General features: G+C 59.9%; 22 protein-coding genes. 9 read left to right on the top strand and 13 right to left on the bottom strand.

Annotated elements, in window-relative coordinates; genetic code table 11:
* Nucleotides 1-11 precede the first annotated feature (11 nt).
* From ACP15S_RS15800 to ACP15S_RS15790, 3 genes are all read right to left on the bottom strand, one after another.
* Nucleotides 12-965 (bottom strand): branched-chain amino acid ABC transporter permease, encoded by a 954-nt coding sequence (locus tag ACP15S_RS15800; protein ID WP_425040920.1) that lies wholly within the window; start codon nt 963-965, stop codon nt 12-14.
* A gap of 105 nt (nt 966-1,070) precedes the next feature.
* Nucleotides 1,071-1,826: an ABC transporter ATP-binding protein gene (locus ACP15S_RS15795; protein ID WP_425040919.1), complete on the bottom strand. Its 756-nt coding sequence runs from the start codon at nt 1,824-1,826 to the stop codon at nt 1,071-1,073.
* A gap of 148 nt (nt 1,827-1,974) precedes the next feature.
* Nucleotides 1,975-3,972, bottom strand: coding sequence for an AMP-binding protein (locus tag ACP15S_RS15790; RefSeq protein WP_425040601.1), 1,998 nt, complete (start codon nt 3,970-3,972; stop codon nt 1,975-1,977).
* A gap of 194 nt (nt 3,973-4,166) precedes the next feature.
* On the opposite strand from ACP15S_RS15790, the gene ACP15S_RS15785 reads away from it, so the two are divergent.
* Together ACP15S_RS15785 and ACP15S_RS15780 are read left to right on the top strand one after the other, a co-directional pair.
* Nucleotides 4,167-5,279, top strand: a complete 1,113-nt coding sequence (locus tag ACP15S_RS15785) for an S-(hydroxymethyl)glutathione dehydrogenase/class III alcohol dehydrogenase (RefSeq protein ID WP_425040600.1) — start codon at nt 4,167-4,169, stop codon at nt 5,277-5,279.
* Nucleotides 5,280-5,346: 67 nt separating this feature from the next.
* Complete coding sequence (locus tag ACP15S_RS15780) at nt 5,347-5,838, top strand: N-acetyltransferase family protein (protein WP_425040599.1); 492 nt, start codon at nt 5,347-5,349, stop codon at nt 5,836-5,838.
* A gap of 4 nt (nt 5,839-5,842) precedes the next feature.
* Here the strand turns inward: ACP15S_RS15780 and ACP15S_RS15775 are convergent, their stop codons facing one another.
* Both ACP15S_RS15775 and ACP15S_RS15770 read right to left on the bottom strand, forming a co-directional pair.
* A complete protein-coding gene (locus ACP15S_RS15775) occupies nt 5,843-6,490 on the bottom strand; it encodes a TetR/AcrR family transcriptional regulator (protein ID WP_425040598.1) in 648 nt (215 codons plus the stop codon).
* 61 nt (nt 6,491-6,551) lie between these two features.
* Nucleotides 6,552-6,710, bottom strand: a complete 159-nt coding sequence (locus ACP15S_RS15770) for a hypothetical protein (RefSeq protein WP_425040597.1) — start codon at nt 6,708-6,710, stop codon at nt 6,552-6,554.
* 183 nt (nt 6,711-6,893) lie between these two features.
* Here ACP15S_RS15770 and ACP15S_RS15765 point away from each other — a divergent pair, with 183 nt between their 5' ends.
* The 3 genes from ACP15S_RS15765 (at nt 6,894) to ACP15S_RS15755 (ending at nt 9,190) form a co-directional block, all read left to right on the top strand.
* Entirely contained in the window at nt 6,894-7,823 is a 930-nt protein-coding gene (locus ACP15S_RS15765; protein WP_425040596.1) for an AEC family transporter, read from the top strand.
* Nucleotides 7,824-7,910: 87 nt separating this feature from the next.
* On the top strand, nt 7,911-8,741 hold the full coding sequence (gene fghA / locus ACP15S_RS15760) for an S-formylglutathione hydrolase (protein WP_425040595.1): 831 nt from the start codon (nt 7,911-7,913) through the stop codon (nt 8,739-8,741).
* A complete protein-coding gene (locus tag ACP15S_RS15755) occupies nt 8,738-9,190 on the top strand; it encodes a YaiI/YqxD family protein (protein ID WP_425040594.1) in 453 nt (150 codons plus the stop codon). The genes fghA and ACP15S_RS15755 overlap by 4 nt, the downstream gene beginning before the upstream one ends.
* A 19-nt stretch (nt 9,191-9,209) precedes the next feature.
* Here the strand turns inward: ACP15S_RS15755 and ACP15S_RS15750 are convergent, their stop codons facing one another.
* From ACP15S_RS15750 to ACP15S_RS15730, 5 genes are all read right to left on the bottom strand, one after another.
* Nucleotides 9,210-10,892: a Y-family DNA polymerase gene (locus ACP15S_RS15750; RefSeq protein WP_425040593.1), complete on the bottom strand. Its 1,683-nt coding sequence runs from the start codon at nt 10,890-10,892 to the stop codon at nt 9,210-9,212.
* Between the two features lie 69 nt (nt 10,893-10,961).
* Nucleotides 10,962-11,255 (bottom strand): I78 family peptidase inhibitor, encoded by a 294-nt coding sequence (locus ACP15S_RS15745; protein ID WP_425040592.1) that lies wholly within the window; start codon nt 11,253-11,255, stop codon nt 10,962-10,964.
* 142 nt (nt 11,256-11,397) lie between these two features.
* On the bottom strand, nt 11,398-12,051 hold the full coding sequence (locus ACP15S_RS15740) for an alternative oxidase (protein WP_425040591.1): 654 nt from the start codon (nt 12,049-12,051) through the stop codon (nt 11,398-11,400).
* A 77-nt stretch (nt 12,052-12,128) separates the two neighbouring features.
* Nucleotides 12,129-12,290 (bottom strand): hypothetical protein, encoded by a 162-nt coding sequence (locus tag ACP15S_RS15735; protein ID WP_425040590.1) that lies wholly within the window; start codon nt 12,288-12,290, stop codon nt 12,129-12,131.
* 39 nt (nt 12,291-12,329) lie between these two features.
* Nucleotides 12,330-13,520, bottom strand: coding sequence for a hydantoinase/carbamoylase family amidase (locus ACP15S_RS15730; RefSeq protein ID WP_425040918.1), 1,191 nt, complete (start codon nt 13,518-13,520; stop codon nt 12,330-12,332).
* A 157-nt stretch (nt 13,521-13,677) separates the two neighbouring features.
* On the opposite strand from ACP15S_RS15730, the gene ACP15S_RS15725 reads away from it, so the two are divergent.
* Complete coding sequence (locus ACP15S_RS15725) at nt 13,678-13,992, top strand: zf-TFIIB domain-containing protein (protein ID WP_425040589.1); 315 nt, start codon at nt 13,678-13,680, stop codon at nt 13,990-13,992.
* Between the two features lie 112 nt (nt 13,993-14,104).
* Here ACP15S_RS15725 and fdhF read toward each other — a convergent pair whose 3' ends face one another.
* Nucleotides 14,105-16,867 carry a formate dehydrogenase subunit alpha gene (gene fdhF, locus ACP15S_RS15720; RefSeq protein ID WP_425040588.1) on the bottom strand — a complete coding sequence of 921 codons (2,763 nt, stop codon included), beginning with the start codon at nt 16,865-16,867 and terminating at the stop codon, nt 14,105-14,107.
* Nucleotides 16,868-17,054: 187 nt separating this feature from the next.
* On the opposite strand from fdhF, the gene ACP15S_RS15715 reads away from it, so the two are divergent.
* Genes ACP15S_RS15715 through ACP15S_RS15705 form a run of 3 tightly spaced genes read left to right on the top strand, consistent with a single transcriptional unit; the run spans nt 17,055 to nt 19,899 of the window.
* Complete coding sequence (locus ACP15S_RS15715; protein WP_425040587.1) at nt 17,055-17,705, top strand: histidine phosphatase family protein; 651 nt, start codon at nt 17,055-17,057, stop codon at nt 17,703-17,705.
* A gap of 15 nt (nt 17,706-17,720) precedes the next feature.
* On the top strand, nt 17,721-18,776 hold the full coding sequence (locus tag ACP15S_RS15710) for a saccharopine dehydrogenase (protein ID WP_425040586.1): 1,056 nt from the start codon (nt 17,721-17,723) through the stop codon (nt 18,774-18,776).
* A gap of 1 nt (nt 18,777) precedes the next feature.
* Nucleotides 18,778-19,899 (top strand): saccharopine dehydrogenase family protein, encoded by a 1,122-nt coding sequence (locus ACP15S_RS15705; protein ID WP_425040585.1) that lies wholly within the window; start codon nt 18,778-18,780, stop codon nt 19,897-19,899.
* Nucleotides 19,900-19,962: 63 nt separating this feature from the next.
* Here the strand turns inward: ACP15S_RS15705 and ACP15S_RS15700 are convergent, their stop codons facing one another.
* Nucleotides 19,963-20,676 carry a metallophosphoesterase family protein gene (locus ACP15S_RS15700; RefSeq protein ID WP_425040584.1) on the bottom strand — a complete coding sequence of 238 codons (714 nt, stop codon included), beginning with the start codon at nt 20,674-20,676 and terminating at the stop codon, nt 19,963-19,965.
* A 173-nt stretch (nt 20,677-20,849) separates the two neighbouring features.
* Complete coding sequence (gene serA / locus ACP15S_RS15695; protein ID WP_425040583.1) at nt 20,850-22,442, bottom strand: phosphoglycerate dehydrogenase; 1,593 nt, start codon at nt 22,440-22,442, stop codon at nt 20,850-20,852.
* Between the last annotated feature and the right edge of the window lie 81 nt (nt 22,443-22,523).

Genomic DNA, 22,523 nt, shown 5'->3' with positions numbered 1-22,523 from the left:
CCCGCGCTGCTCTAGACCCGCTCGATGATCTTCTCCCCAAAGAGCCCCTGCGGACGGAAGAGAAGAACCACCAACGCCAAAACGAAAGCAAACCAGGTTTCGGTATTGCCCCCCAGCAGGGGCTGGCCCCAGTAAATCTCGAAGAGTTTCTCGAGCATCCCGATCATCAGCCCGCCGACAATGGCTCCCGTAATCGATTCCAAACCGCCCAGCATCAGCACCGGCAGCGCCTTGTACGCAATAACCTCCAAGGCAAAGGAAACCCCCGCCCGCGCGCCCCAGGCAATGCCTGTCACAAGCGCGATGATACCTGCGATGAACCACACCAATACCCAGATCGTCTGGAGCGAAATCCCCACTGACAGCGCCGCCTGATGATCATCGCCCAGCGCACGGATGGCGCGCCCCATGGAGGTGTAGTTGAGAAACGCCAGCAACGCCCCAACCAGCAGCGTCGCCACGACGACAACCGTGATGTCCAGATGCTGCAAAATCAGCAATCCATCAAAAGGCTCGAGTACCGTATCGCCCGTCGGAATGCCCAGTTCCGAGGTGATCATCACCTTGTTTTCACCGCCGAAGATGATCTCGCCAAACCCGATCAGGAACAGCGTAACCCCGATGGTGGCCATGAAGAGGATGATGTCCGGCGAGCCGACAAGCGGCCTGAGCACGACCCTCTCAATCGAGACCGCCAACCCGTACATGACCCCAAGCGTCAGCAAGACCGAGATCCACGCCGGGATCCCATACGCATGCAGGCCCACCAACGTGAGCGCCGCAAAGACCACCATGATCCCCTGCGCAAAGTTGAAAATGCGGCTGGAACGGAAGATCAAGACAAACCCGAGCGCAATCAACGCATAAAGAATGCCCGAAACCAGCCCCTCCCAAAGCACCTGCATCAGGAAGTCCGGCGCCTGCACCATGTCCACAAACGGATTGATGAAGATATCAGCGAGCATCTTGCCTCCCATGGGTGATCACACCCATCAACTTCTTTTGTCTCAAAATACCTCGGGGGAGGCGCGGAAGCGCCGGGGGCAGAGCCCCCATCTCAACAATCCCTATCAATGCGCCACCCCCAGATAGGCGTCGATGACGTCCTGATTGTTGCGCACCTCATCAGGCGTGCCATCACCGATCTTCTTGCCGTAATCCATCACGACCACGCGGTCCGAGAGGTCCATGACGACCCCCATATCATGCTCAATCAGACAGATCGTCGTGCCGAACTCGTCGTTCACATCAAGGATAAAGCGGCTCATGTCCTCTTTCTCCTCCACATTCATCCCCGCCATAGGCTCATCGAGCAGCAACAGCGACGGCTCCGCCGCCAGCGCGCGGGCAAGCTCGACGCGTTTCTTGAGTCCATAAGGTAAGCGGCCTACTGGTGTCTTGCGGATGTGCTGGATCTCGAGAAAATCAATGACCCGCTCGACCTTCTCGCGCTGCGCCATCTCTTCCTCGCGCGCTTTGCCCCACCAGATCGCCTGGCTGAGAACAGAGGCGTGCATATGGGTCAACCGACCTGTCATGACATTGTCGAGAACGGACATGCCCTCAAAGAGCGCAATGTTCTGAAAGGTTCGCGCCACGCCCATCCGCGCAACCTCAAAAGGCTTCATCGGCGGGCGCTTCGAGCCTTTGTACCAGACCTCACCCTCGGAAGGTGTATAAAACCCCGAGATGATATTGAGCATCGAGGACTTACCGGCCCCGTTGGGCCCAATGATCGCGCGCACCTCGCCTTCATGGATGTCAAAAGAGATATCCTTGATCGCGACCACCCCGCCAAAACGCAGCGTGATGTTCTTCAGCTCCATGAGCGTGCCACCGATCTGGCGTCCATCGGCTGTGATGTATCCCTCGGTGTCTTTCAAAGGACACACTCCTTCTTCTGGCTCAAAACACGCCCGCCGGAGGCAGCGGGATGGCGGGTGGGGTGTCGCGCGTCCGCGCGCACGTCACGCGTCATTCTGCGGCCACTTTCTGAACAGTGACCGGCACTGTTTTCGCATCCATGACCTTGAGCGTGGCCTTGATGGATCCCTTGCGGCCATCCTCATAGGTGACTTCCGTTTCGGTCGAGACCACCTCGGAGCCATCATACAGCGCCGCAATAATGTCCGCGAATTTCTCCTCAATGATCCGGCGGCGCACCTTCCGTGTCCGCGTCAGCTCGCCATCATCAGCATCGAGCTCCTTGTGCAGCACCACGAAGCGATGGATTTGACAGCCCGACAACATGTCGTCTTCGGCCACTGAGACATTCGTCTCTTCCACATGTGACTTGATCGTTTCCAGCACCTGCGGATGCCCGGCAAGCTCCTGATAGCTGCCGTAGCCGATATTGTTTCGCTCGGCCCAATTGCCCACCGCCGTGAGATCAATATTGATGAACGCCGTACACTCTTCCCGACCGCTGCCAAAGACAACGACTTCAAGGATATTCGGATAGAACTTGAGCTTGTTCTCGACGTATTTCGGCGCAAAGAGCGCGCCGGAGGCCATTTGGCCGACGTCCTTGGCGCGATCAATGATGCGCAGATGCCCAGTGTCTTTCTCGATGAACCCCGCGTCCCCGGTCGCAACCCAGCCTTCCGGGTCCTTGGTATCCGCTGTGCTTTCGGCGTTCTTGTAATACTCAACAAAAGTGCCCGGAGACCGGTAAAAGACCTCACCGTTCTCGGCGATCCGGATCTCAACGCCAGGCGAGGGAATGCCAACTGTGTCCGAGCGCACTTCTCCATCGGGCTGCTGTGTGATGAAGACGCTGGCTTCCGTCTGGCCGTAAAGTTGTTTCAGGTTGATCCCCAGCGAGCGGTAGAAATCGAAGATCTCCGGCCCAATCGCCTCACCGGCCGTGTAGCCAACGCGCACTTTCGAAAAGCCCAAAGCGTTCTTCAGCGGCCCATAGGTCGTGAGTTCACCCAGTTGGTAGAGCATCCGCGCGCCAAGCCCGACGGCTTCGCCATCAAGCAACTTCGGGCCCACTTTACGCGCATGGCCCATGAAATAATCGAAGATGCGCTTCTTGAGCGGGCTCGCGTCCTCCATACGGATCATGATCTGCGTCAGCTGCGTTTCAAATACACGCGGCGGGGCAAAGTAATAAGACGGCGCGATTTCACGCAGATCCGTCATCATCGTCTCCGCGCTTTCGGGACAGTTTACGCAGAACCCTGTCCAATACGCCTGACCGATGGAAAAGATGAAATCGCCTACCCACGCCATGGGCAGATAGGCCAAGACCTCGTCGCCTACGTTGAGATGATCAAAGTCAGAGGAAGCTTTGGCCGTCTCAATGATATTGCGGTTGGACAGGACAACGCCCTTTGGTTTGCCCGTTGTCCCGGATGTGTAGAGCATCACGCAGGTGTCATCATACTCCAGCGCATTCCGGCGGCGGTCCAGCTCCGGTGTCAGTTCATCGCGCGCCGCACGTCCCTGCTCCTGCACATGGCTGAACTGATGCAACTTGGTATGATCGTATTTCCGAAGCCCACGCGGATCGAGATAGATCATATGTTCGAACTGATGCAGGCGCTCCTGCACTTCGATGACCTTGTCGACCTGCTCCTGATCCGCGGCAATAACGAAGCGTGCGCCGCAATGATCGAGCACATAGGCCATCTCTTCGGCAACCGCGTCCTGATAAAGCGGAACCGGGATCGCGCCTACAGATTGCGCTGCAACCATGGACCAATAGAGGTACGGACGATTGCGGCCGATGATGGCCACGTAGTCGCCTTCGGCAACGCCCAGGTTCAGAAGTCCAAGCGCAAGATTTTCAACTTCCTCGGCTGTCTCGGCCCAGCTCCAGCTTTGCCAGATTCCGTATTCTTTCTCGCGATACGCAGCGCGCGCGGCATGTTGAGTCGCGTTGCGCATCAAAAGCGCGGGGATCGAGCGCAGAGTCTCTGCGCCTGAACGAGATGATGCCAACGATGTTCCTCCCTTTGCCCTCATACCGGGGCGATCGCTTTTTCACGATTCACCCGTATCTTGCGAGGGAGAGGCTGCGAAGGTCAACGTCTTAGACGAAAATTTCACCGCATCGTCAAAACCGCGCCGCGCACAAGGACGCACACGACATGGCGCTTAGGTGTTGCGCGCTCGCAGTCTTTGACGCAGTGTCGCGCAAAACAGGGAGGAGACAGCTGATGCGCACGCGTGCTGCAGTGGCCCTTGAGGCCGGAAAACCGCTAGAAGTCATGGACGTCAATCTCGACGGGCCCAAAGAGGGCGAAGTGCTGGTTGAGATCAAGGCGACCGGCATCTGCCATACCGACGAATTTACCCTCTCGGGCGCAGATCCCGAGGGCATGTTCCCTGCAATTCTGGGTCATGAAGGCGCAGGCGTGGTCGTCGAATGCGGCCCGGGCGTGAAAGACCTCAAGGTCGGCGATCACGTGATCCCGCTTTACACACCGGAATGCAGAACCTGTGAGTATTGCCTGCATCCCAAGACCAACCTGTGTCAGGCGATCCGGGAAACGCAGGGCAAAGGTGTCATGCCCGATGGCACATCTCGTTTCTCCATGCTCGATGGCACGCCCATTCTCCATTACATGGGATGCTCGACCTTCTCCAATCACACGGTCTTGCCGGAAATCGCCCTCGCCAAAATTCGGCCCGACGCGCCTTTTGACAAGGTCTGCTACATCGGCTGCGGTGTGACGACAGGGATCGGGGCGGTGATCAATACGGCCAAGGTCGAGATTGGATCGCGCGCTGTGGTCTTTGGTCTGGGCGGCATTGGTCTCAATGTGATCCAGGGCCTGCGCCTTGCCGGCGCGGACCAGATCGTTGGGGTGGATCTCAATGACGACAAGGAAACCATGGCCCGCCAATTCGGCATGACCGATTTCGTCAATCCCTCGAAGATCGACGGCGCGCTCGTGCCTTATCTCGTGGAACTGACAAAGGGCGGCGCCGACTATACGTTTGATGCCACGGGCAACGTGCAGGTCATGCGCGATGCTTTGGAATGCGCGCACAAAGGGTGGGGCGAATCGATCATCATCGGCGTAGCCCCCGCAGGTGCGGAAATCGCCACGCGTCCCTTCCAGCTTGTGACGGGCCGGGTCTGGCGCGGCACGGCCTTTGGCGGCGCGCGCGGTCGGACAGATGTACCCAAGATCGTGGATTGGTATATGGACGGAAAGATCGAGATCGATCCAATGATCACACACACGCTGAGCCTTGATGACATCAACAAGGGCTTTGACCTCATGCATGCGGGCGAATCGATCCGCTCTGTTGTGGTCTATTGAGCACGACACTAGCAGGCCGCACGGCTTTGTGGCTGGGCGGCCCTCCGGGGGGAGTTTATTCGGCAAGATGAAGACGGCGCTGCGCATAGAAGCGGCGACTGCGGAGGATGCCGGAGACATATGGGCCATATTGGAGCCCGTGTTTCGCGCAGGCGATACCTATGCGATTGACCCTGACATTTCCCGCGATGCTGCGCTGGCGTATTGGCTGGCGGAGCATGTCTTCATCGTGCGGATTGGCCGTGAGATCGCGGGCACATATTACATCCAACGCAACCGCCCCGGTGGCGGCGCGCATTATTGCAATTGCGGATTTGTTACGGCGCCGGGCCAAACCGGGCGCGGCATAGCACGGGCGATGCTGACAGATGCCTTGCAAAGAGCCCCGACGCTGGGCTTCACAGGCATGGTGTTCAACTTCGTCGTGGCGAGCAATACGCGGGCCGTGGCCACTTGGGAGCACGCTGGTTTTGAGACAGTAGGGCGCGTGCCGTCGGCGTTCAGACAGCCCTGTGGAAGCTTCGCAGATGCGCTCGTGATGTTTCGAAAACTGGTGTGAGCGTTCAGGTTCCGAAGCGTGCCAGCCACGTCGCAACCGCATTCTCGATAACGCGATCAATTTCCGCCTGAGTGACGGATTTCGAGACATTGAAGGTCAGGCGCAGCCAGATATCGGCTTTGCAAAGCTCGCCAAACTGTTCCGCGGCCAGTTCGAAATCGTCAATGCTGACTTCACCTCGCTCGGCCGCGCCGTGTAGGTAATCAACCATCGCAGCGCGCAAAACCATTGGCCCGCTTTCATAGAACTGCTGACCAATATCGGGAAAACGATCCGATTCCGCGACGCAGATCCGGAAAATCGATTGGCCGATATCGGAGGTGATATAATCAAGGAAATGCCGCCCGATCTGCTCCAGAACGATGGCGGGCGACGCGGTCATATCGATTGTATCCATCGCCATCGCCGCCAGTCGCGTACATTCGCATGACGCAACCTCGCTGAACAACAGACGCTTGTCCGGGAAGTAGCTGTAGAGCGTCGCCTTGGACACGCCGGCCGCGCGGGCGATGTCGTCAACGCTGGCCCCTTCGAAGCCATGGGCCATGAACACATCGCGCGCGCCTGCGAGGACCTGGTCGAACTTGCGGCCGCGCCGCACTTTCGGCGCATCCCCTCGTGCATTCGCGGCTTGTCCACCATCAGCTGCCATGTCGTCTCCCCTTGCTGGTCCGACTATAGACCGTTCAGTTCAGTTACGGCAAGCGACGGCGCTATTTGCAGGCTTTGACAACCTCGCTGCAGCCCTGCGTTGAGAGAGTGCCGGTATCCTGCGGAAATTCCAGAACGGGCAGTGTCATAGTTGGCCCAAACGCCGCTGCGGGGCCTGCGAGAACAAGAGCGGTCATGAGCGCTGTTGCGAGGAGTTTCATGGGGTATCCTTCCATTTTCCAAAGTAAACTATTCGGTTCAGTTGATATCTAAACCTATCAGTTCACTTTGCAAGGCAAAACTAAACTACATAGTTCATTTTTTCACCTGCCCCCGGCCCGCCTCGAAAGAAGAAGGCACGTTGCACCGTTGACCACACGGCCCCAAGTGATACCCAAGGCGGCATGGTTGAGATATTTTTCAAAACCTTGCCGTTTTTTGCGATCATCGGGCTGGGGTACTGGGCCGGGCGCACGAAGTTTTTCTCCGAAGAGGCGACAGCCTACCTCACGAAATTCGTATTCTACTTCGCGCTCTCTGCGATGTTGTTTCGCTTCGCGGCCAATCTGAGCTTGGCAGACGTCTTTGATGCCCGATTGATCGCGGGATATCTCTGGGGAACAGCCTTCGTCTACGGTCTGGCAACTGCTGTTGGCTTTTTCAGAGGCCTGAATGTCGAGACTTGTGCGGTCGAGGCGCAATGCGCGGTCATTGGCAATGTCGGTTTTCTCGGCGCGCCCATGTTGGTTCTCCTGATGGGCGAAGCGGCGATTGGCCCGGTCATGATGATCCTCGCGGTCGATCTCATCGTTTTCTCCTCGCTCATCGTCATCCTCATCACTGGCTCGCGGGACGGACAGATGTCTCTCTCCATCCTCAAGACAGTTGGCATGGGATTGCTGAAAAACCCGATGATCGTCTCGATCAGCGCGGGGTTGATCTGGGCCTCCACCGGCTTTGGCCTTGTTGCACCATTGAATGATTTTCTGGGCATTCTGGGCGGCGCAGCAACGCCGGGCGCGCTTTTTGCCATTGGCGCATCACTGGCCAGCAAATCTGCCGAGCGCATCGAGATCGCCGGTTGGCTGAGCTTTTGCAAACTGGTGTTGCACCCGCTCTTCGTGGCGATGGGTGTTTTGATCCTGTTTCCCACGAATGCCTACACGGCCTCTGTGGCCATCGCAGCTGCCGCACTTCCCGTCGCGGGCAACGTCTTCATCCTTGCCCAACACTATGGCGTTGCGCCCCAAAGGGTGTCTGCGGCGATTTTGATTTCAACGGTGATCTCCATTGTGACAGTCTCGGTCGCCATCGGATTGGTCACCACCGCTTGACCCAGACCAAACCTTCAGCGTTTGGTCCAACAAACACTTGGCAGCGCGGCATCGTCTTGCGCGCATGCCCGACAACAGGAGCCTTCCATGGATATTCAAGCTGACAACCGTTGCTTCGGGGGCCGCCAGCTGGTGGTGAGCCATGCCTCAAAAGCCTGTGCGGTTGATATGACCTTTGGGCTCTTCCTGCCACCGGAGGCAAACGACGGGCCCGTGCCCGTGCTGTGGTATCTCTCTGGACTGACCTGCACCCATGAGAATGCCATGGTCAAGGCAGGCGCACAGGCCCATGCCGCAGAACAGGGGATCGCCCTTGTCTTTCCCGACACCTCACCACGCGGCGATGGCGTCGCCAATGACGACGCCTATGATCTGGGGCAAGGCGCCGGCTTTTACGTGGATGCAACGCAAGCGCCCTGGGCGCCACATTTTCAGATGCGCAGCTATGTCATGGACGAACTGCCAGCCTTGCTGGCAGATGCTTTTCCCATTGATGCAGAGCGTCAGGGGATCACCGGTCATTCGATGGGTGGTCACGGCGCATTGACGCTGGCTTTGGGGCAGGAAGAGCGCTTCCGCTCCGTCTCTGCCTTTGCGCCCATCTGCAACCCCACCGCAAGCGACTGGGGGCGCAAACAGTTGAGCGCCTATCTGGGCTCTGACGAGGCACGCTGGACCGCCCATGATGCCACAGAGCTCGTGCGCGCAGGCAAGGCACTGCCGCCAACGCTGATCGACACAGGGACGGACGATCAATTCGGCGATCTTCTCAAGACGGAAGCCCTCGCTCATGCGCTCGCCGAAAAACGTCTTGAGGCGCAGATCAGGCTGCAAAAAGGCTATGACCACAGCTACTTCTTTGTCTCTACCTTCATGGAGGATCACGTTACCTTCCATGCAGAGCATCTCTGGGCATGACGATCCTCTTTATTGATGCCGACGCCTGTCCCGTGAAGGCGGAGGCGGAGCGCGTCGCCACGCGCCACAAGGTCCAGATGAAGCTTGTGGCCAATGGTGGTTTGCGCCTGTCGGACAATCCTCTGGTGGAGGTGGTGATCGTGCCCGATGGGCCAGATGTTGCGGATATGTGGATTGCCGAACGCGCGGGCCCGGGCGACATTGTCATCACGGGCGACATCCCACTGGCGGCAAAATGTGTCGAGGCGGGAGCGCGGGTTCTCAAACACTCAGGCGAGCGGCTGGATGGCCGGAATGTCAAAGAGGCGCTGGCCATGCGCGATCTGATGACCGATTTGCGGGCGGCAGATCCCTTCCGTCAGGGCGGCGGCAAGCCTTTCTCGAAAGCAGATCGCGCCCGCTTTCTCGATGCGTTGGAACGGGAGATGCGCGCGGCCTTGAGGACGTGATGCGTCTTATCTTCAGGCATCACATGAACGAGCCATGGCAAAACCAGCCCGAGGACATCTCCGCGCCATGGGCGTAGAAAAGCCAGAGCCGTTCACCCTCCTCTGTCACGACATCCCAGTAATCGCGCTGCCCTGAGCGCCATTCCGGTGCATCCAGCCACCATTCCGGCGCAATACGCTCCGGACCGCGCGCATGCGCCAGAGTGAGGTGACGACGCCGCCAGCGAAACTGCTCGGGCAGCCGTGGCATGTCAGGCGCATCAACGGGCTCAGGGCGCCACAAGCGCAAAGGGCGCGGACGGGCCGGCGCGGGCCATGTGGTCGCGGCCTCAGAGAAGGCCGCCGCTGTGATGTTTGCGCATTTCTCCGGCAGATGGCTTTGCGCCGGGACCCGCCGTGTGACGCGCTCAAGCCCGACCCGGGCCCCAATGCGTCCGATCAGATCATCAAGCGCCGTATTCGCTTCCAGACGGGCCGCCACAGCGCGTCCGGCCTCGCCATGCCCCACCTGTGTGCGGGCTTGCACCACTTCCACTTCGCTGGCGACGAGGCGCAGCATATCGATGCCAAAGCCTGCGTCGATGTCGTCCAGCTTCATCAACAGCAGGCCACGCAGGCGTGCAGGCGTATGAGACGGACGCGCGAGCCGGATATGGACACGCTGCATCGTATGATCCGCGCGATGTGCCTCCAGCACCAGACCGCGCGCGGCCTTTCCTTTGCTGCGCAATTTCTCACAAAGCGGCGGCAGCAGGCGATCAATGGCCGCCGTGACATCCTCAACCAGGCCAATCGGATCGGGCAATGTGAGCCGCAGGGCAAAAACCTCTTCCGGCGCCGCAGGAGAGACAGGCTCAGGGGCCGCCCCCAGCGCCTGATCCAAACGCAGAACGACCGCCTTGCCAAAGCGCCGCGCCAGAGCCGCGCGCGGTTGGCCCACAAGATCACCGATCTGGCGCAACCCGAGGCGCGTGAGCGCCGCTGTCGTGTCGCTCTCCAGCCGCAGCCCGGTAATCGGCAAAGCGGCCAGCGCGCTATGGGTTTGACCAGGCGGCGCGATCCGCCCCCGGCTGGCGCTCTGCCCTGTATCTGCGCCCTGCGATGGTTGGCTCACAGCCGACCCGCCCCGCTCCCAATGACGCCGCTTTGCCGCGCGCGACCGGGTGGCCCGCGCTTCCATATCAATCGCATCACCAGAACGGTCAGACCCGGCGCTTTGCCCTGCAAACCGCGCCAGAGCCCAGGCCGCGCCCCGCGTATCCGCCAGACCCGCATGCACGCTCACGCCCATAGCGTGGCCCTCGTCTGCCAGCTGCGCCACCATCTGCTCTTCGCCACCGAACAGATGCGTGCATCCTGTCACATCCAGCAAAAGCCCATCCTCGCCATCCCGCGTGACCCAGGGCGAAAACCGACCAGCCCAACGCTGCAGGACGCCCAAAAACCGCGCCTCGATATGCGGATTGCGCCGCCGTGTGACAAGCTCAGGACATATTGCGCAGGCATCCCGCAGACTGAAGCCAACCTGTAGCCCCGCCTCCGCAGCGGCCGGAGACAGCGAAGAAATCTGATCGCGATTGCCAACCCGGTCAATGATCGCCAGCGGCGCGGCAAACAGCTGTGCATCCCCGCGCATCTGCCGGAGCAGGCGCTCCGCGCCAAGCCGCGGAAACCAGAGCGATAAGATACGACGTTGAGGCATGCTGGCAGCACATGTTCACTATATGTTCTCTCTCGTTTCGAGATAGAACACTGCCGCTCGTGAGTCGAGTCATCCACACCAGATACGTGTGATGCGCCCGCTCTCATCCGCCTCGATATTCGTCCTGTCGGGGCGATAATCCATCGTCAGCGCGCTGCCGGGCCGCACAATACGTTTTGGATCCGCTATGTCAGCTGCCGCCGCCACCGATGCGCCCAAAAGCGCCTCATGCGCGCCCGGTGCGCAGGTCTGCTCCGCGGCAGGCCGTGTTGGCGGCCCCTCCTCGACCGTGCTGCAGGACATCAGCCCCACACCGATCAGACAGAGGCCAAACCCAGATCTCAAAGCATACATAAAAGACATGCGCGCAGCCTATAGCACTTCGCAAAAAACCTCGATTACGAAAACACTGCCAAGCACCTGCTCTCTCGTGAGTTCCGTAATGCTCGATGCATCAGATTTCCGTCGAAGGGCTCCAAAGGGCGGACACGCGCAGGACAAGCGATCAGGGGTGCTGGCCATCTCGCAGCTGGTTGGCAAAGCTGTGGTTGGTATCGCGGTGATGCGCTTCATCCGCGCGTACCTTGATCACAACATCTCTCAAGCGCGCGTCTTCCGGCAAATCCCAGTAGTCGATGGCGATCTGCGGCGCAGGCACATTCTCCTGCCCGCCCGCGTCAATATCCGCGAGATACTGCGTGTAACTCACCACGGCCTCTTCCTCGAGATACCCGACAATCCGATGCGCGGTCCGCGGCGCGAAGAGATAGGTGAAGAAGAAGACATTGTAGAAGATCATCTGCGTGATCATGATCACCCACCGCTCAAACCGCGACGGCTGCGCGATGTGAATGAATGTCATGAGATGCATCCGCTCATTCTCCGCCTCATCCAGCAGCTCCCGGATCCAGCCCTGATCATCACGGATGTGACGCACGGACTTGAGATGCTGCAACAAGCCGCCAACCATGCCGGGCACGGCGGCCACTGTTTCAAGGACAACCGCGCGATGCCCATATCGCTTGGCAAAGAATTTATCGGCGAAAATGCGCATGAATTTCACGATGCGGTAGGCAATACGATCGTGAATGTCGCGCGGTTCATGGTGCACCTGAAGATCGGTCTCCTCATCATGCACAAAGGTCTTTTGCTCTTTCATGACACACCCATTGTTTGCTCAATGGAGGATCTAGACCTCAAAGGTGTTTTTTCGATGCGACATTTGTGAGCGCGGGCTTAAAGGCCGAGGCTTCCTCGCAAAATAGGCAACGCGAAAGCCGCGACAACGCCGACGCAGGCGCCAATACCCAGCCGAACGGCAGGCTTACCCAGACGCGGCCCCGCCAAGGACAGCAAGCCACAGACGAGGGCGTAAAAGACAAGAGCAATCGGGTCCATTCGGTGATCCTAGCAGCGCATTCATGCGCTGTCAGTCCCCTAAGCCAAACGTGCGACCGCATCGCCAAGCACACGAAGGCCCAGCACAAGGTCATCTTCGCGTGTATCTTCTTCAAACGCATGGCTGATCCCGCCGATGGACGGCACAAAGAGCATCGCCACGGGCATCACCCGGCTCACATTCGTCGCATCATGGAGCGCGCCTGAGGGCATCGCCCGCCAAGCCGCCCCGGTCTCACGGGCAGCCGCCTCAAGCGCGCCTCGCAGGCCCGCATCCATCACGACCGGATCAAGGGCGAGCAATGGGCCGAAGGTCACGTCGAAGCCACCCTCGCCAATCTCCCGGGCCGTATCCCGGATGATACGCTCCATATGCTCCAACCGATCCAGGTTCCCGTCGCGCCATTGCATCGAAAACGTCGCGCGGCCTGGAATGATGGAGGGGGTATTGGGATGCAACGCGATATGACCCATCGTCCAGACGCTCTGAGGTGTGACGACGTTGCGAAAACGCTCGCACAGTAAAGCGTTGAACTGCATCATCGCCTGCGCCGCGTCGCGCCGCAGCGCCATGGGCGTCGTGCCTGCATGGTTTTGCTGCCCGTCAAAGGTGATGCGCAGATCGCGTATCCCCACGATATCGGTGACGATCCCCAGCCGCTCCCTCGCATCATCGAGAACTGGGCCCTGTTCGATATGCATTTCCAGAAAGCCCTTGAAGCCTCTGGGATCAATCGAAGAGACCTCGCGCGGCGCGACGCAAGCTCTGGCGCTGGCGAGAGACACACCGGCGGTATCCGTCAACGCATCCGCCGCCTCCAAGGAAAGCGCTCCTGACCAGACAGCCGACCCTGTTGTCACGCCAAAGCGGCCCTCTTCGTCCTGAAAACTCACAACAGACACGGGCGGCCCACCTGCGTCTCGCGCGGCCCGTGCAATCTCGAGCCCCGCCATGACGCCAAGCGCCCCATCGAGCCAACCGCCCTCCGGTTGGCTATCGGTATGGGACCCGATGAGAAGGGACGGTTCAGGCGCCAAGCCGAAGAGATTGCCCATCGCGTCCCACTGCACGTCGAGCCCTGCATCCCTCATCTCACCAGCCAACCAATCGCGCGCAGCCATGTCCGCATCGCTATAGGCTGGACGGACAACCCCTTTGCCGTGACCCGAAGCGCCAAACTGACGCAAACGGTGCAACGAGGTCAAAAAACGATCCGGATTGATATGCATGAAACGCCTCGCAGACAGAGGAACAACCGACATGGCAGATCGCCAAATCCATCAAGTTTGCAGAATGTCCCCTCCTGACCGCACTTGCAATCGGCGCGTGCACCACCACCTCCCTATCAAGAATACCTCAGCCAAACCCAGCGAAAAGGATGTCCAAATGCCCTTGATGAGCTCCCCGATTGACGGCGCCCCCATGCGCGAAGTGGAACGCTACGGCGTCAAACTGGACATCTGTCCGACATCAGGCGGCATCTGGCTCGACAAGGGTGAACTCGAAAAGATCATCATGATGATCCGCGAAGAAGCGATGCAGGACGCGGGCATGCCCCCGCCGCCGCCCAGTGGTCGCGTCTCAGGTGGCTATCAAAGCCAGTCACGCGCTGCGCACGGCACGTATGCGCCGCAAGGCCACCCTCCTCGCAAGAAAAAGCGCGATGGATTGTTCGATAGCCTGATGGATATCTTCGACTGACGCCTCTGCACAAAAGGGAAGCGCCTCACAAAACCTGACCTGTTGCCTTCAGCACGTCGCATCCGCCAATCGCCCCGGCGATAGGCAAAAAAGCTATGATGGGATCAAACCATCACTCTGCGGCGACCCCATGCTGGACCTTTTCGACTTTGACTGCGGAGAATTTGAATTCCGGGATTTTGCCGAAGGGGTCGATGGCGGGGTTTGTGAGGATGTTGGCGGCGGCTTCGACGTAGGCGAAGGGCAGGAAGACCATATCGGGCGCCACGGCGCGGTCGGCGCGGGCCATGATTTCGATACTGCCGCGTTTGGTGGTCAACCGCACCATACCGCCCGGTTCCACACCCATCTTGCGCAAGGTGCTGGGATGCAACGAGCAATTGGCCTCGGGCTCCAGCCCGTCGAGCACGGAGGCGCGGCGCGTCATTGAGCCTGTGTGCCAATGCTCGAGCTGCCGCCCCGTGGTCAGGATCATCGGGTATTCCGCATCGGGCGTATCATCGGGGGCAATGACGGAGGCCGGCGTAAACCGCGCGCGGCCCTCGGGACGCGGAAAGCCATCGCCAAAGACCACCGCCTGACCGGGATCGTCCGGGCTCAGCGAGGGATAGGTCACGGCCGCGCCCGACAGGCGATCCCAGGTGATATTGTCGAGGCTGCGCATGTTGAGCTTCATCTCGTCAAAAACTTCCGCAGGATGCGTGTAGCTCCAGTCCAGGCCACACCGCTTGGCCAGCTCCGTCTCGATCCACCAATCTTCCCGCGCCTCACCGGGCGGGCTGACGGCGGGGCGCACCATCTGCACCGTCCGGTTGGTGTTCGACACTGTGCCGGACTTCTCGTAGAGCGCGGAGGCCGGCAGGATCACATCGGCATAGTTCGCCGTCTCGGTGAGGAAGATGTCCTGGACCACCAGGTGATCGAGCTTGGCCAGTGCCGCGCGCGCGTGCTCCACATCCGGGTCCGACATGGCCGGGTTCTCGCCCAGGATATACATCGCCTTGATCTGGTCCGCATGGACCGCATCCATGATCTCGGTCACCGTCAGGCCCTTCTCGGCGGAGAAATCCCCCGACGCCCAGACATCGGTAAAGGCCGCGCGCACGCCCTCATCCACAACCGTCTGATAATCCGGCAGGAACATCGGGATGAGCCCGGCATCAGACGCGCCTTGCACGTTGTTCTGCCCGCGCAGCGGGTGCAGCCCCGTGCCGGGACGGCCCACATGGCCCGTCATCAGCGCCAGGCTGATGAGGCAGCGCGAATTGTCCGTGCCGTGGATATGCTGGGACACCCCCATGCCCCAGAAGATCATGCCCGCCTTGGCGCTTGCAAAGTCCCGCGCCACGGCGCGCAATGTCTCCGCATCGATGCCACAGATCCCAGCCATCTTCTCCGGCGTGAAATCCGCCAGATGCGCGCGCTCGGCCTCCCAGTTCTCGGTCCAGGCCTCGATATATTGCTGATCATACAGCCCCTCTTCCACGATCACGTTCATGATCGCGTTGAGCATCGAGACATCCGCACCGGGGCGGAACTGAAGCATATGCGTGGCAAAACGCTTGAGCGCCTGGCCGCGCGGATCCATCACGATGAGCTTGCCGCCGCGCTTGGTGAACTGCTTGAAATAGGTCGCGGCGACGGGGTGGTTCTCGATCGGGTTGGCCCCGATCACGATGGCCACATCGGCGTTCTCGATCTCGTTGAAGGTCGCTGTGACCGCGCCGGAGCCGACGTTCTCGAGCAGCGCCGAGACCGAAGAGGCATGGCACAGCCGCGTGCAGTGATCGACGTTGTTGTGGCCAAAGCCCTGCCGGATGAACTTCTGGAAGAGATAGGCCTCCTCGTTGGTGCACTTGGCCGAGCCAAATCCCGCCACCTCGCGGCCCCGCCCCTTCAAGCCAGCGGCGGCAAAATCCAGCGCCTCATCCCAGCTCGCCTCGCGGAAATGCGTCAGCAGGTCGCCGGGATCGACATTGAGCCCCTTGGCGGGCGCATCTTCGCGTCGGATCAAAGGCTTGGTCAGGCGGTGACCGTGGTGAATGTAGTCGTAGCCAAAGCGCCCCTTGACGCAGAGCCGCCCCTCATTGGCCGGGCCATTGATGCCCTCCACATACTTGACCTTGCCGTCCTTGACCTTGATCGAGATCTGGCACCCCACGCCGCAAAAGGCGCAGACACTCTCGGTCTCGCTGTCGTAATCGCTGCTGTCACCCACCTGGTTCTCATCCACGACGGACGACGGCATCAGCGCGCCCGTGGGGCAGGCCTGCACGCATTCGCCGCAAGCCACACAGGTGCTCTCGCCCATCGGATCGGCGAAATCGAAGGTCGGATAGGCATCATGGCCCCGCCCCGCCATGCCGATCACATCATTGACCTGCACCTCGCGGCACGCCCGCACGCAAAGCCCACATTGGATGCAGGCATCGAGATTGACCGACATCGCCACGTGGCTGTCATCCAGGAGCGGAATGCGCCCCTCCTCGAGCTTGGGAAAACGGCTCTCGGAGACCCCATTGAGATCGGCCATGTCCCACAGATGTGCAGACTTGTCATGGGCCTCTTCGCGCTCCGGCTGATCAGCCACAAGCATCTCCACGACCATCTTCCGCGCGCTCGAAGCCCGCTCTGAACTGGTCGTCACAACCATCCCCTCAGACGGCTCCCGAATACACGACGCCGCCAACGTCCGCTCACCCTCAATCTCAACCATACACGCCCGACAGTTCCCATCAGGCCGATACCCAGGCGAAGGCTTGTGACACAAATGAGGAAGCACCAAACCACGACCATGACAAACCTCCCATATCGTGAGGCCCGGCTGCGCCTCGACAGGCTGGCCGTCGAGAAAAAATGAAATCGTCTTGGACATGGCTCTCTCCCCGCATCTGCGGAAATCATACATCAAAGTTCTGCCATTTCCGGTGCCTCAATCCCGACGCCCACAAGACATTTTGCGCCACCGCCTGTTTCCGATAGGCGCATCCTGACTTCTTCTGGCCCAAAATACGCATATCCAGACCTTTCCTCAGGCGCGCGGTCCGGGTAGCTCTGGTCGCATGACACAAATCACTCTTATCCGCCACGGTCAGGCCAACAGCCACGCCGACAATGCCGCCGACTACGATCGCTTGAGCCCGCTGGGGGAGCAGCAAGCCAAATGGTTGGGTGCGCATATGCAAGCCCAATCGCAAGACTTTGACATCGTCGTGACAGGGGACATGCACCGCCAACGCGGCACGGCGCGCGCCATGGGCCACCTCGAAACGGAGACTGATCCGCGATTGGACGAGTTCGATTATTTTGCCCTCGCGCAAGCCGGGGAGCGAGAGCACGGGCTCCCCTTTTCCGATGGGCCCGAGAGTTTTGCGCGCACAGCGCCCAAGCTGATGAAGCTTTGGCAAGAAGGTAAGATTGAAGGCGCGGCCGAGACATTCGCGGCGTTTGACGGCCGCGTTCAGGATGCCTTGCAAGACCTGCAAGCGCGCGGCGGACGCATCCTCGCCGTGACCTCGGGCGGCGTGATTTCAATGGCCTTGCGCCACACGTTGAGCCTTGAGGCCCACGCCTTGGCCAAGGTCATGCTGCAAATCCGCAATGCCTCCATTCATCAGTTGCAACATATCCATGGCAGCTTCTTCCTGTCAGGCTACAACGCCACGCCCCATCTCGACGCCCCGGATCGCGCCCATGCCCGCACGTTTTATTAAGTCAGGAGCCCCATCATGACCCATCTGTGGATCCGGGCCGAACAGCGCGACCATGAAGAGCGCGTTGGCGTCACGCCTGAAGGCGTCGCAGCGCTTATTCAAGCGGGGCTACAGGTGACGATGGAACACAGCTCCGTGCGGGCTGTGCCAGACGAGGCCTATCGCGACACAGGATGTGCCTGGGCTCCGGAAAACTCCTGGCCCGACGCGCCGCGGGACGCCATCGTTTTCGGCCTGAAGGAACTGCCTGAAGACGGTTCCCCGCTCATCCACCGCCACATCATGTTCGGTCACGCCTACAAAGGACAACCCGCCGGGCGAGAATTGCTCAAGAGGTTCAAGGCCGGAGGAGGCACGCTGCTGGATCTGGAATACCTTGTCGATGAGAGCGGGCGCCGTGTGGCGGCCTTTGGCTATTGGGCGGGGTATGCCGGCGCGGCGGTCGCTTTGAGATGCTGGGCGGCCCAGCAAAGCGGCCAACTCTGCCCCGAGGTCAGTACGCACGCCTCTGCCACAGCCATGCTGGAGGATTTGCAAGCCACGTTGACACAAACCGGCAGCGCCCGTCCCACAGCCATCGTGATTGGCGCTCTTGGGCGCGTGGGCTCCGGCGCCAGTGATCTGTGCACTCAGATGGGTGTGCCTGTCACCAAATGGGATATGGCGGAGACAGCGTCCGGCGGCCCCTTCCCGGAGGTACTGGCCCATGACATCTTCCTCAATTGCATTCTCGCGCGTCCGGGGACCCCTGTTTTTGTGCCTGCGTCAGCCAAAACAGCGGCACGGCGGCTGAGCGTGATTGGCGATATTGCTTGCGATCCGACGTCGGACTTTTCACCCATCAAGGTCTACGACCGCACCACAACATGGACGCAGCCTGCCCTGCGCGTTCACGACACACCCTGTCTCGATGTGACAGCGATTGACAATTTGCCCTCGATGCTGCCCGTGGAAAGCTCAGAAGACTACGCCGAACAACTCCTACCTTCGCTTCTTGCACTTAGCGATTTGAGCCAAGGTGTTTGGGGGCGTGCACAGGCGGAATTCGAGCGACATATCGGGGAGGTTTGACATGACAATTCATTGGTGCGGTACGGGCCTGTCGGCCATTCCGGGGTTGCGACGGCTGATTGAGACCAAACATGACGTCGCCGTTTACAACCGGACAGAAGCAAAGGCGCGCGAGGCGGTGGGCGATCTGACCGACCGGATCTTCCGTTTTGATCTTGATACGCTGGATTTGCAGGAAGGAGACGTTGTCGTCTCCATGCTCCCTGGCGACTGGCACGTACCGCTGGCCGAGAAGGCTATCGCGGCTGGCGCGCATTTTGTGTCATCCAGCTACATTGCCCCCGAGATGCGCGCCCTGCATGCCAAGGCGCAATTGCGCGGTGTGAGCCTTGTCAACGAGGTGGGTCTGGACCCTGGAATCGATCATCTGATGGCGCATGCGCTGGTCGCAGATTACCGCGCGTCGCCGCGTCTCGACAGCTCGAATGCGCTCAGTTTTCTGAGCTATTGCGGTGGCATTCCCAAAAACCCCAACCCATTTCGCTACAAATTCAGCTGGTCGCCCGTCGGCGTCCTCAAAGCGCTGCGCTCTCCGTCCAAGTCCATTCGGGATTTCAAGGAATTCAACGTCGCCAGACCCTGGGACGCTGTGAGCCACTATGAAGCGCCTCTGCCCGAACCTGAACAATTCGAGGTTTACCCCAATCGCGACAGCCTGCCTTTCATGGAGGAATACGGGTTCGATCCGACATGGCATGTCAAGGAATTCGTGCGCGGTACGCTCCGGCTGGATGGCTGGCAGGATGCGTGGCAGGACGTGTTTGCCGAAGTTGGGACAGCCAGCGATGCGCGCCTTGCTGAAATGTCAGAAGGGTTCTGGCGCGACAACGCCTATGCTCCGGGCGAGCCTGACCGGGTTGTGCTGTGCGTCTCCCTCAAAGCGGAAAACGCGACCGGCCCGGTATGGCACAAGACATATGTCATGGATGCCTGGGGCGATGAGACCAACACCGCCATGGCCCGCCTTGTCTCGATCCCGGTATCGCTGGCGATTGAAGCCGTACTGGCGGGTACCCTGCCCTCGGGTGTGCAGGCCGCGCCTTCAGACCCCCGCATTGTCCAAAGCTGGATGGCCACCATAGATGAGCTCGCCCAACATCTCACAATCGTGGACCACACCTGAGCCCCGCGTAGATCCGCCTGGCGCCATGAACGAAAGAACGAGCGCGCGCGTCAGCGCGCTCCTTTAGAAAACAGCCCGGCCCATGGGGGTCAGAAGCAACACGTCGTTGTCCTCAAAAACCGCAACGCTCAGGTCCCCGCCGCGTCCCGCACCGCTGTCGAGGTTGACCCGATTGCCGTAATGCTGCGCCGCATCAATCGCGGTATGCCCATGCACAACGAGCCACTCGAACGGATCCTCATGGCTTAGAAAAGGCTCGCGGATCCACAAGAGATCTTCCGGATTTTGCTCTTCCAGTGTGACCCCCGGCATCAGGCCCGCATGGACAAACAACAGCCCCCCGGTTTCGTACACCAGCGGCAGCTCGTTGAGGAAATCGACGTGGCTTTGCGGCACCAGCGCGCGCGCTTGCGCCTGCATGTCTCGCAACGGTTGCTCGGTATCTACGCCGTAGGACGCAAGGGTCGTTTTCCCACCCATGCGGTCGTTGAGCCATGAAATACCGGACACGATGCGATGATGATGGGTCTCACCGGTTCGCAGGAACTCAAGAAACATCTGGTCGTGATTGCCCAGCAGGACGGTCCAATCCCGCCCTTCCGCGCAGCCCAAACGCAAAAGCTCGATGACACGAAAAGCATCCGGACCACGATCCACGAGATCGCCCAACACGACAACGCGCGCGTCTGGACCGCCATCGTCTTCAATCAGCTCCAGCGCATCCGCAAGTTTGTCAAACTGACCATGGACATCGCCAATGGCGTAAATGGGTTTCACTGCACGCCCTCCTGCGGCCGGGTTATCGGAATTGCGTTCGAGGTGCAAAAGCGCCGGTGGATTGTTGCGCATTAGCAAACAATGCGACTGGATAACTGTAGATTGCCCTAGAAAACGCAGTACGGCCCGCACGACAAGTCATCGCGCGGGCCTTTGCTGTTCAAGTCTCAACGTCAAGCGACGTCAAACGCCAGCGGTTTGATCTGGCGGAACATACCTGTCTCGGCCAAAGCGGCGCGCGCCTCCGCGGGCACCGCTTCATCGACATACAAAAGCGCAATCGCTTCGCCGCCTTTGTCGGAGCGTCCAAGCGTAAAGTTGGCGATGTTGACACCGTTTTTACCCATGGTCTGACCCAGCGCACCAATGATCCCCGGCACATCTTCGTTTGTGGTGTAGAGCATATGGGCCCCGATCTCGGCATCGATATTGATGCCTTTGATCTGGATGAAGCGCGGCTTGCCATCGGAAAAGACGGTCCCCGCAACGGAGCGCTCGCGCTCTTCGGTCACAACGGTAACTTTGATGTAGCCATCAAACGCGCCAGACTTGGCCTGGTTCGTGGTTGAGATCTTGATGCCACGTTCCGCCGCGATAACCGGTGCGGAGACCATGTTCACATCCGGGTTCGCCTTTTTCATGATCCCTGCAATCACGGCGCAGTTCAGCGCAGCAAGGTTCATCTCGGACACGGAGCCGTCATAGAGAATATTGATCGCCTTGACCGGCTCATCCGTCATCTGGCCGGTAAAGCTGCCAAGATGATCCGCGAGCTTGATCCATGGCCCCATGACCTTGGCTTCCTCAGCTGTGACGGACGGCATGTTGAGCGCGTTCTCGACGGCCCCTGTGAGCAGATAATTGGCCATTTGCTCGGCCACTTGCAGCGCGACATTTTCCTGCGCCTCGGTGGTGGCCGCGCCCAAATGCGGCGTACAGACGACATTGGGCAAATTGAACAGCGCGTTCTCCTTGGCGGGCTCTTCAGCGAAGACATCAAAGGCCGCGCCAGCCACGTGGCCGGATTTGAGCGCTTCGGCCAGAGCCTCCTCATCGACCAGCCCGCCGCGGGCACAATTGATGATCCGCACGCCCTTCTTCATCTTCGCGATTGCGTCTGCATTCAGCATGCCGCGTGTCTGATCGGTTGCAGGCACGTGCAGGGTGATGAAATCCGCTTTGGGCAGCAGCTCGTCGAGCTCCACCTTCTGAACGCCCATCTTCTCGGCCTTCTCTTCCGACAGGAAGGGATCATAGGCCAGAACCTTCATCTTGAGCCCACGCGCGCGATCACAGACAATCCCGCCGATATTGCCAGCGCCGATCACGCCCAGCGTCTTGCCGGTGAGCTCAACGCCCATGAACTTGGACTTCTCCCACTTGCCCGCGTGAGTCGAGGCGGAAGCCTCCGGAATTTGACGCGCCACCGCAAACATCATCGCGATGGCATGCTCAGCCGTTGTGATCATGTTGCCGAAGGGCGTGTTCATCACGATGATGCCCTTCTTGGAAGCCGCCTCACGGTCCACATTGTCAACGCCGATCCCGGCGCGGCCAATGACCTTGAGATTGTCCGCCGCGGCAATGACCTTCTCGGTCACTTTTGTGGCGGAGCGAATGGCGAGACCATCGTATTGGCCAATCAACTCAAGAAGCTTTTCCTTGTCCTTGCCCAGATCGGGCATGAAATCGACATCGATCCCGCGGTCGCGGAAAATCTGAACGGCGGTTTCCGAGAGTTTGTCGGAGACGAGAACTTTAGGCATGGGGTTTATCCTTCGTATCCCGGGGCAAAAGCCGGGACGTCATAGTCAGAGGGAGTGAGAAACGCGCCCCGGAGCCCGTCC

It is taken from the genome of Primorskyibacter sp. S187A (assembly GCF_049800955.1).
Lineage (GTDB): Bacteria > Pseudomonadota > Alphaproteobacteria > Rhodobacterales > Rhodobacteraceae > JAKVBH01.
This window is presented reverse-complemented; position numbering and strand designations above follow the sequence as displayed.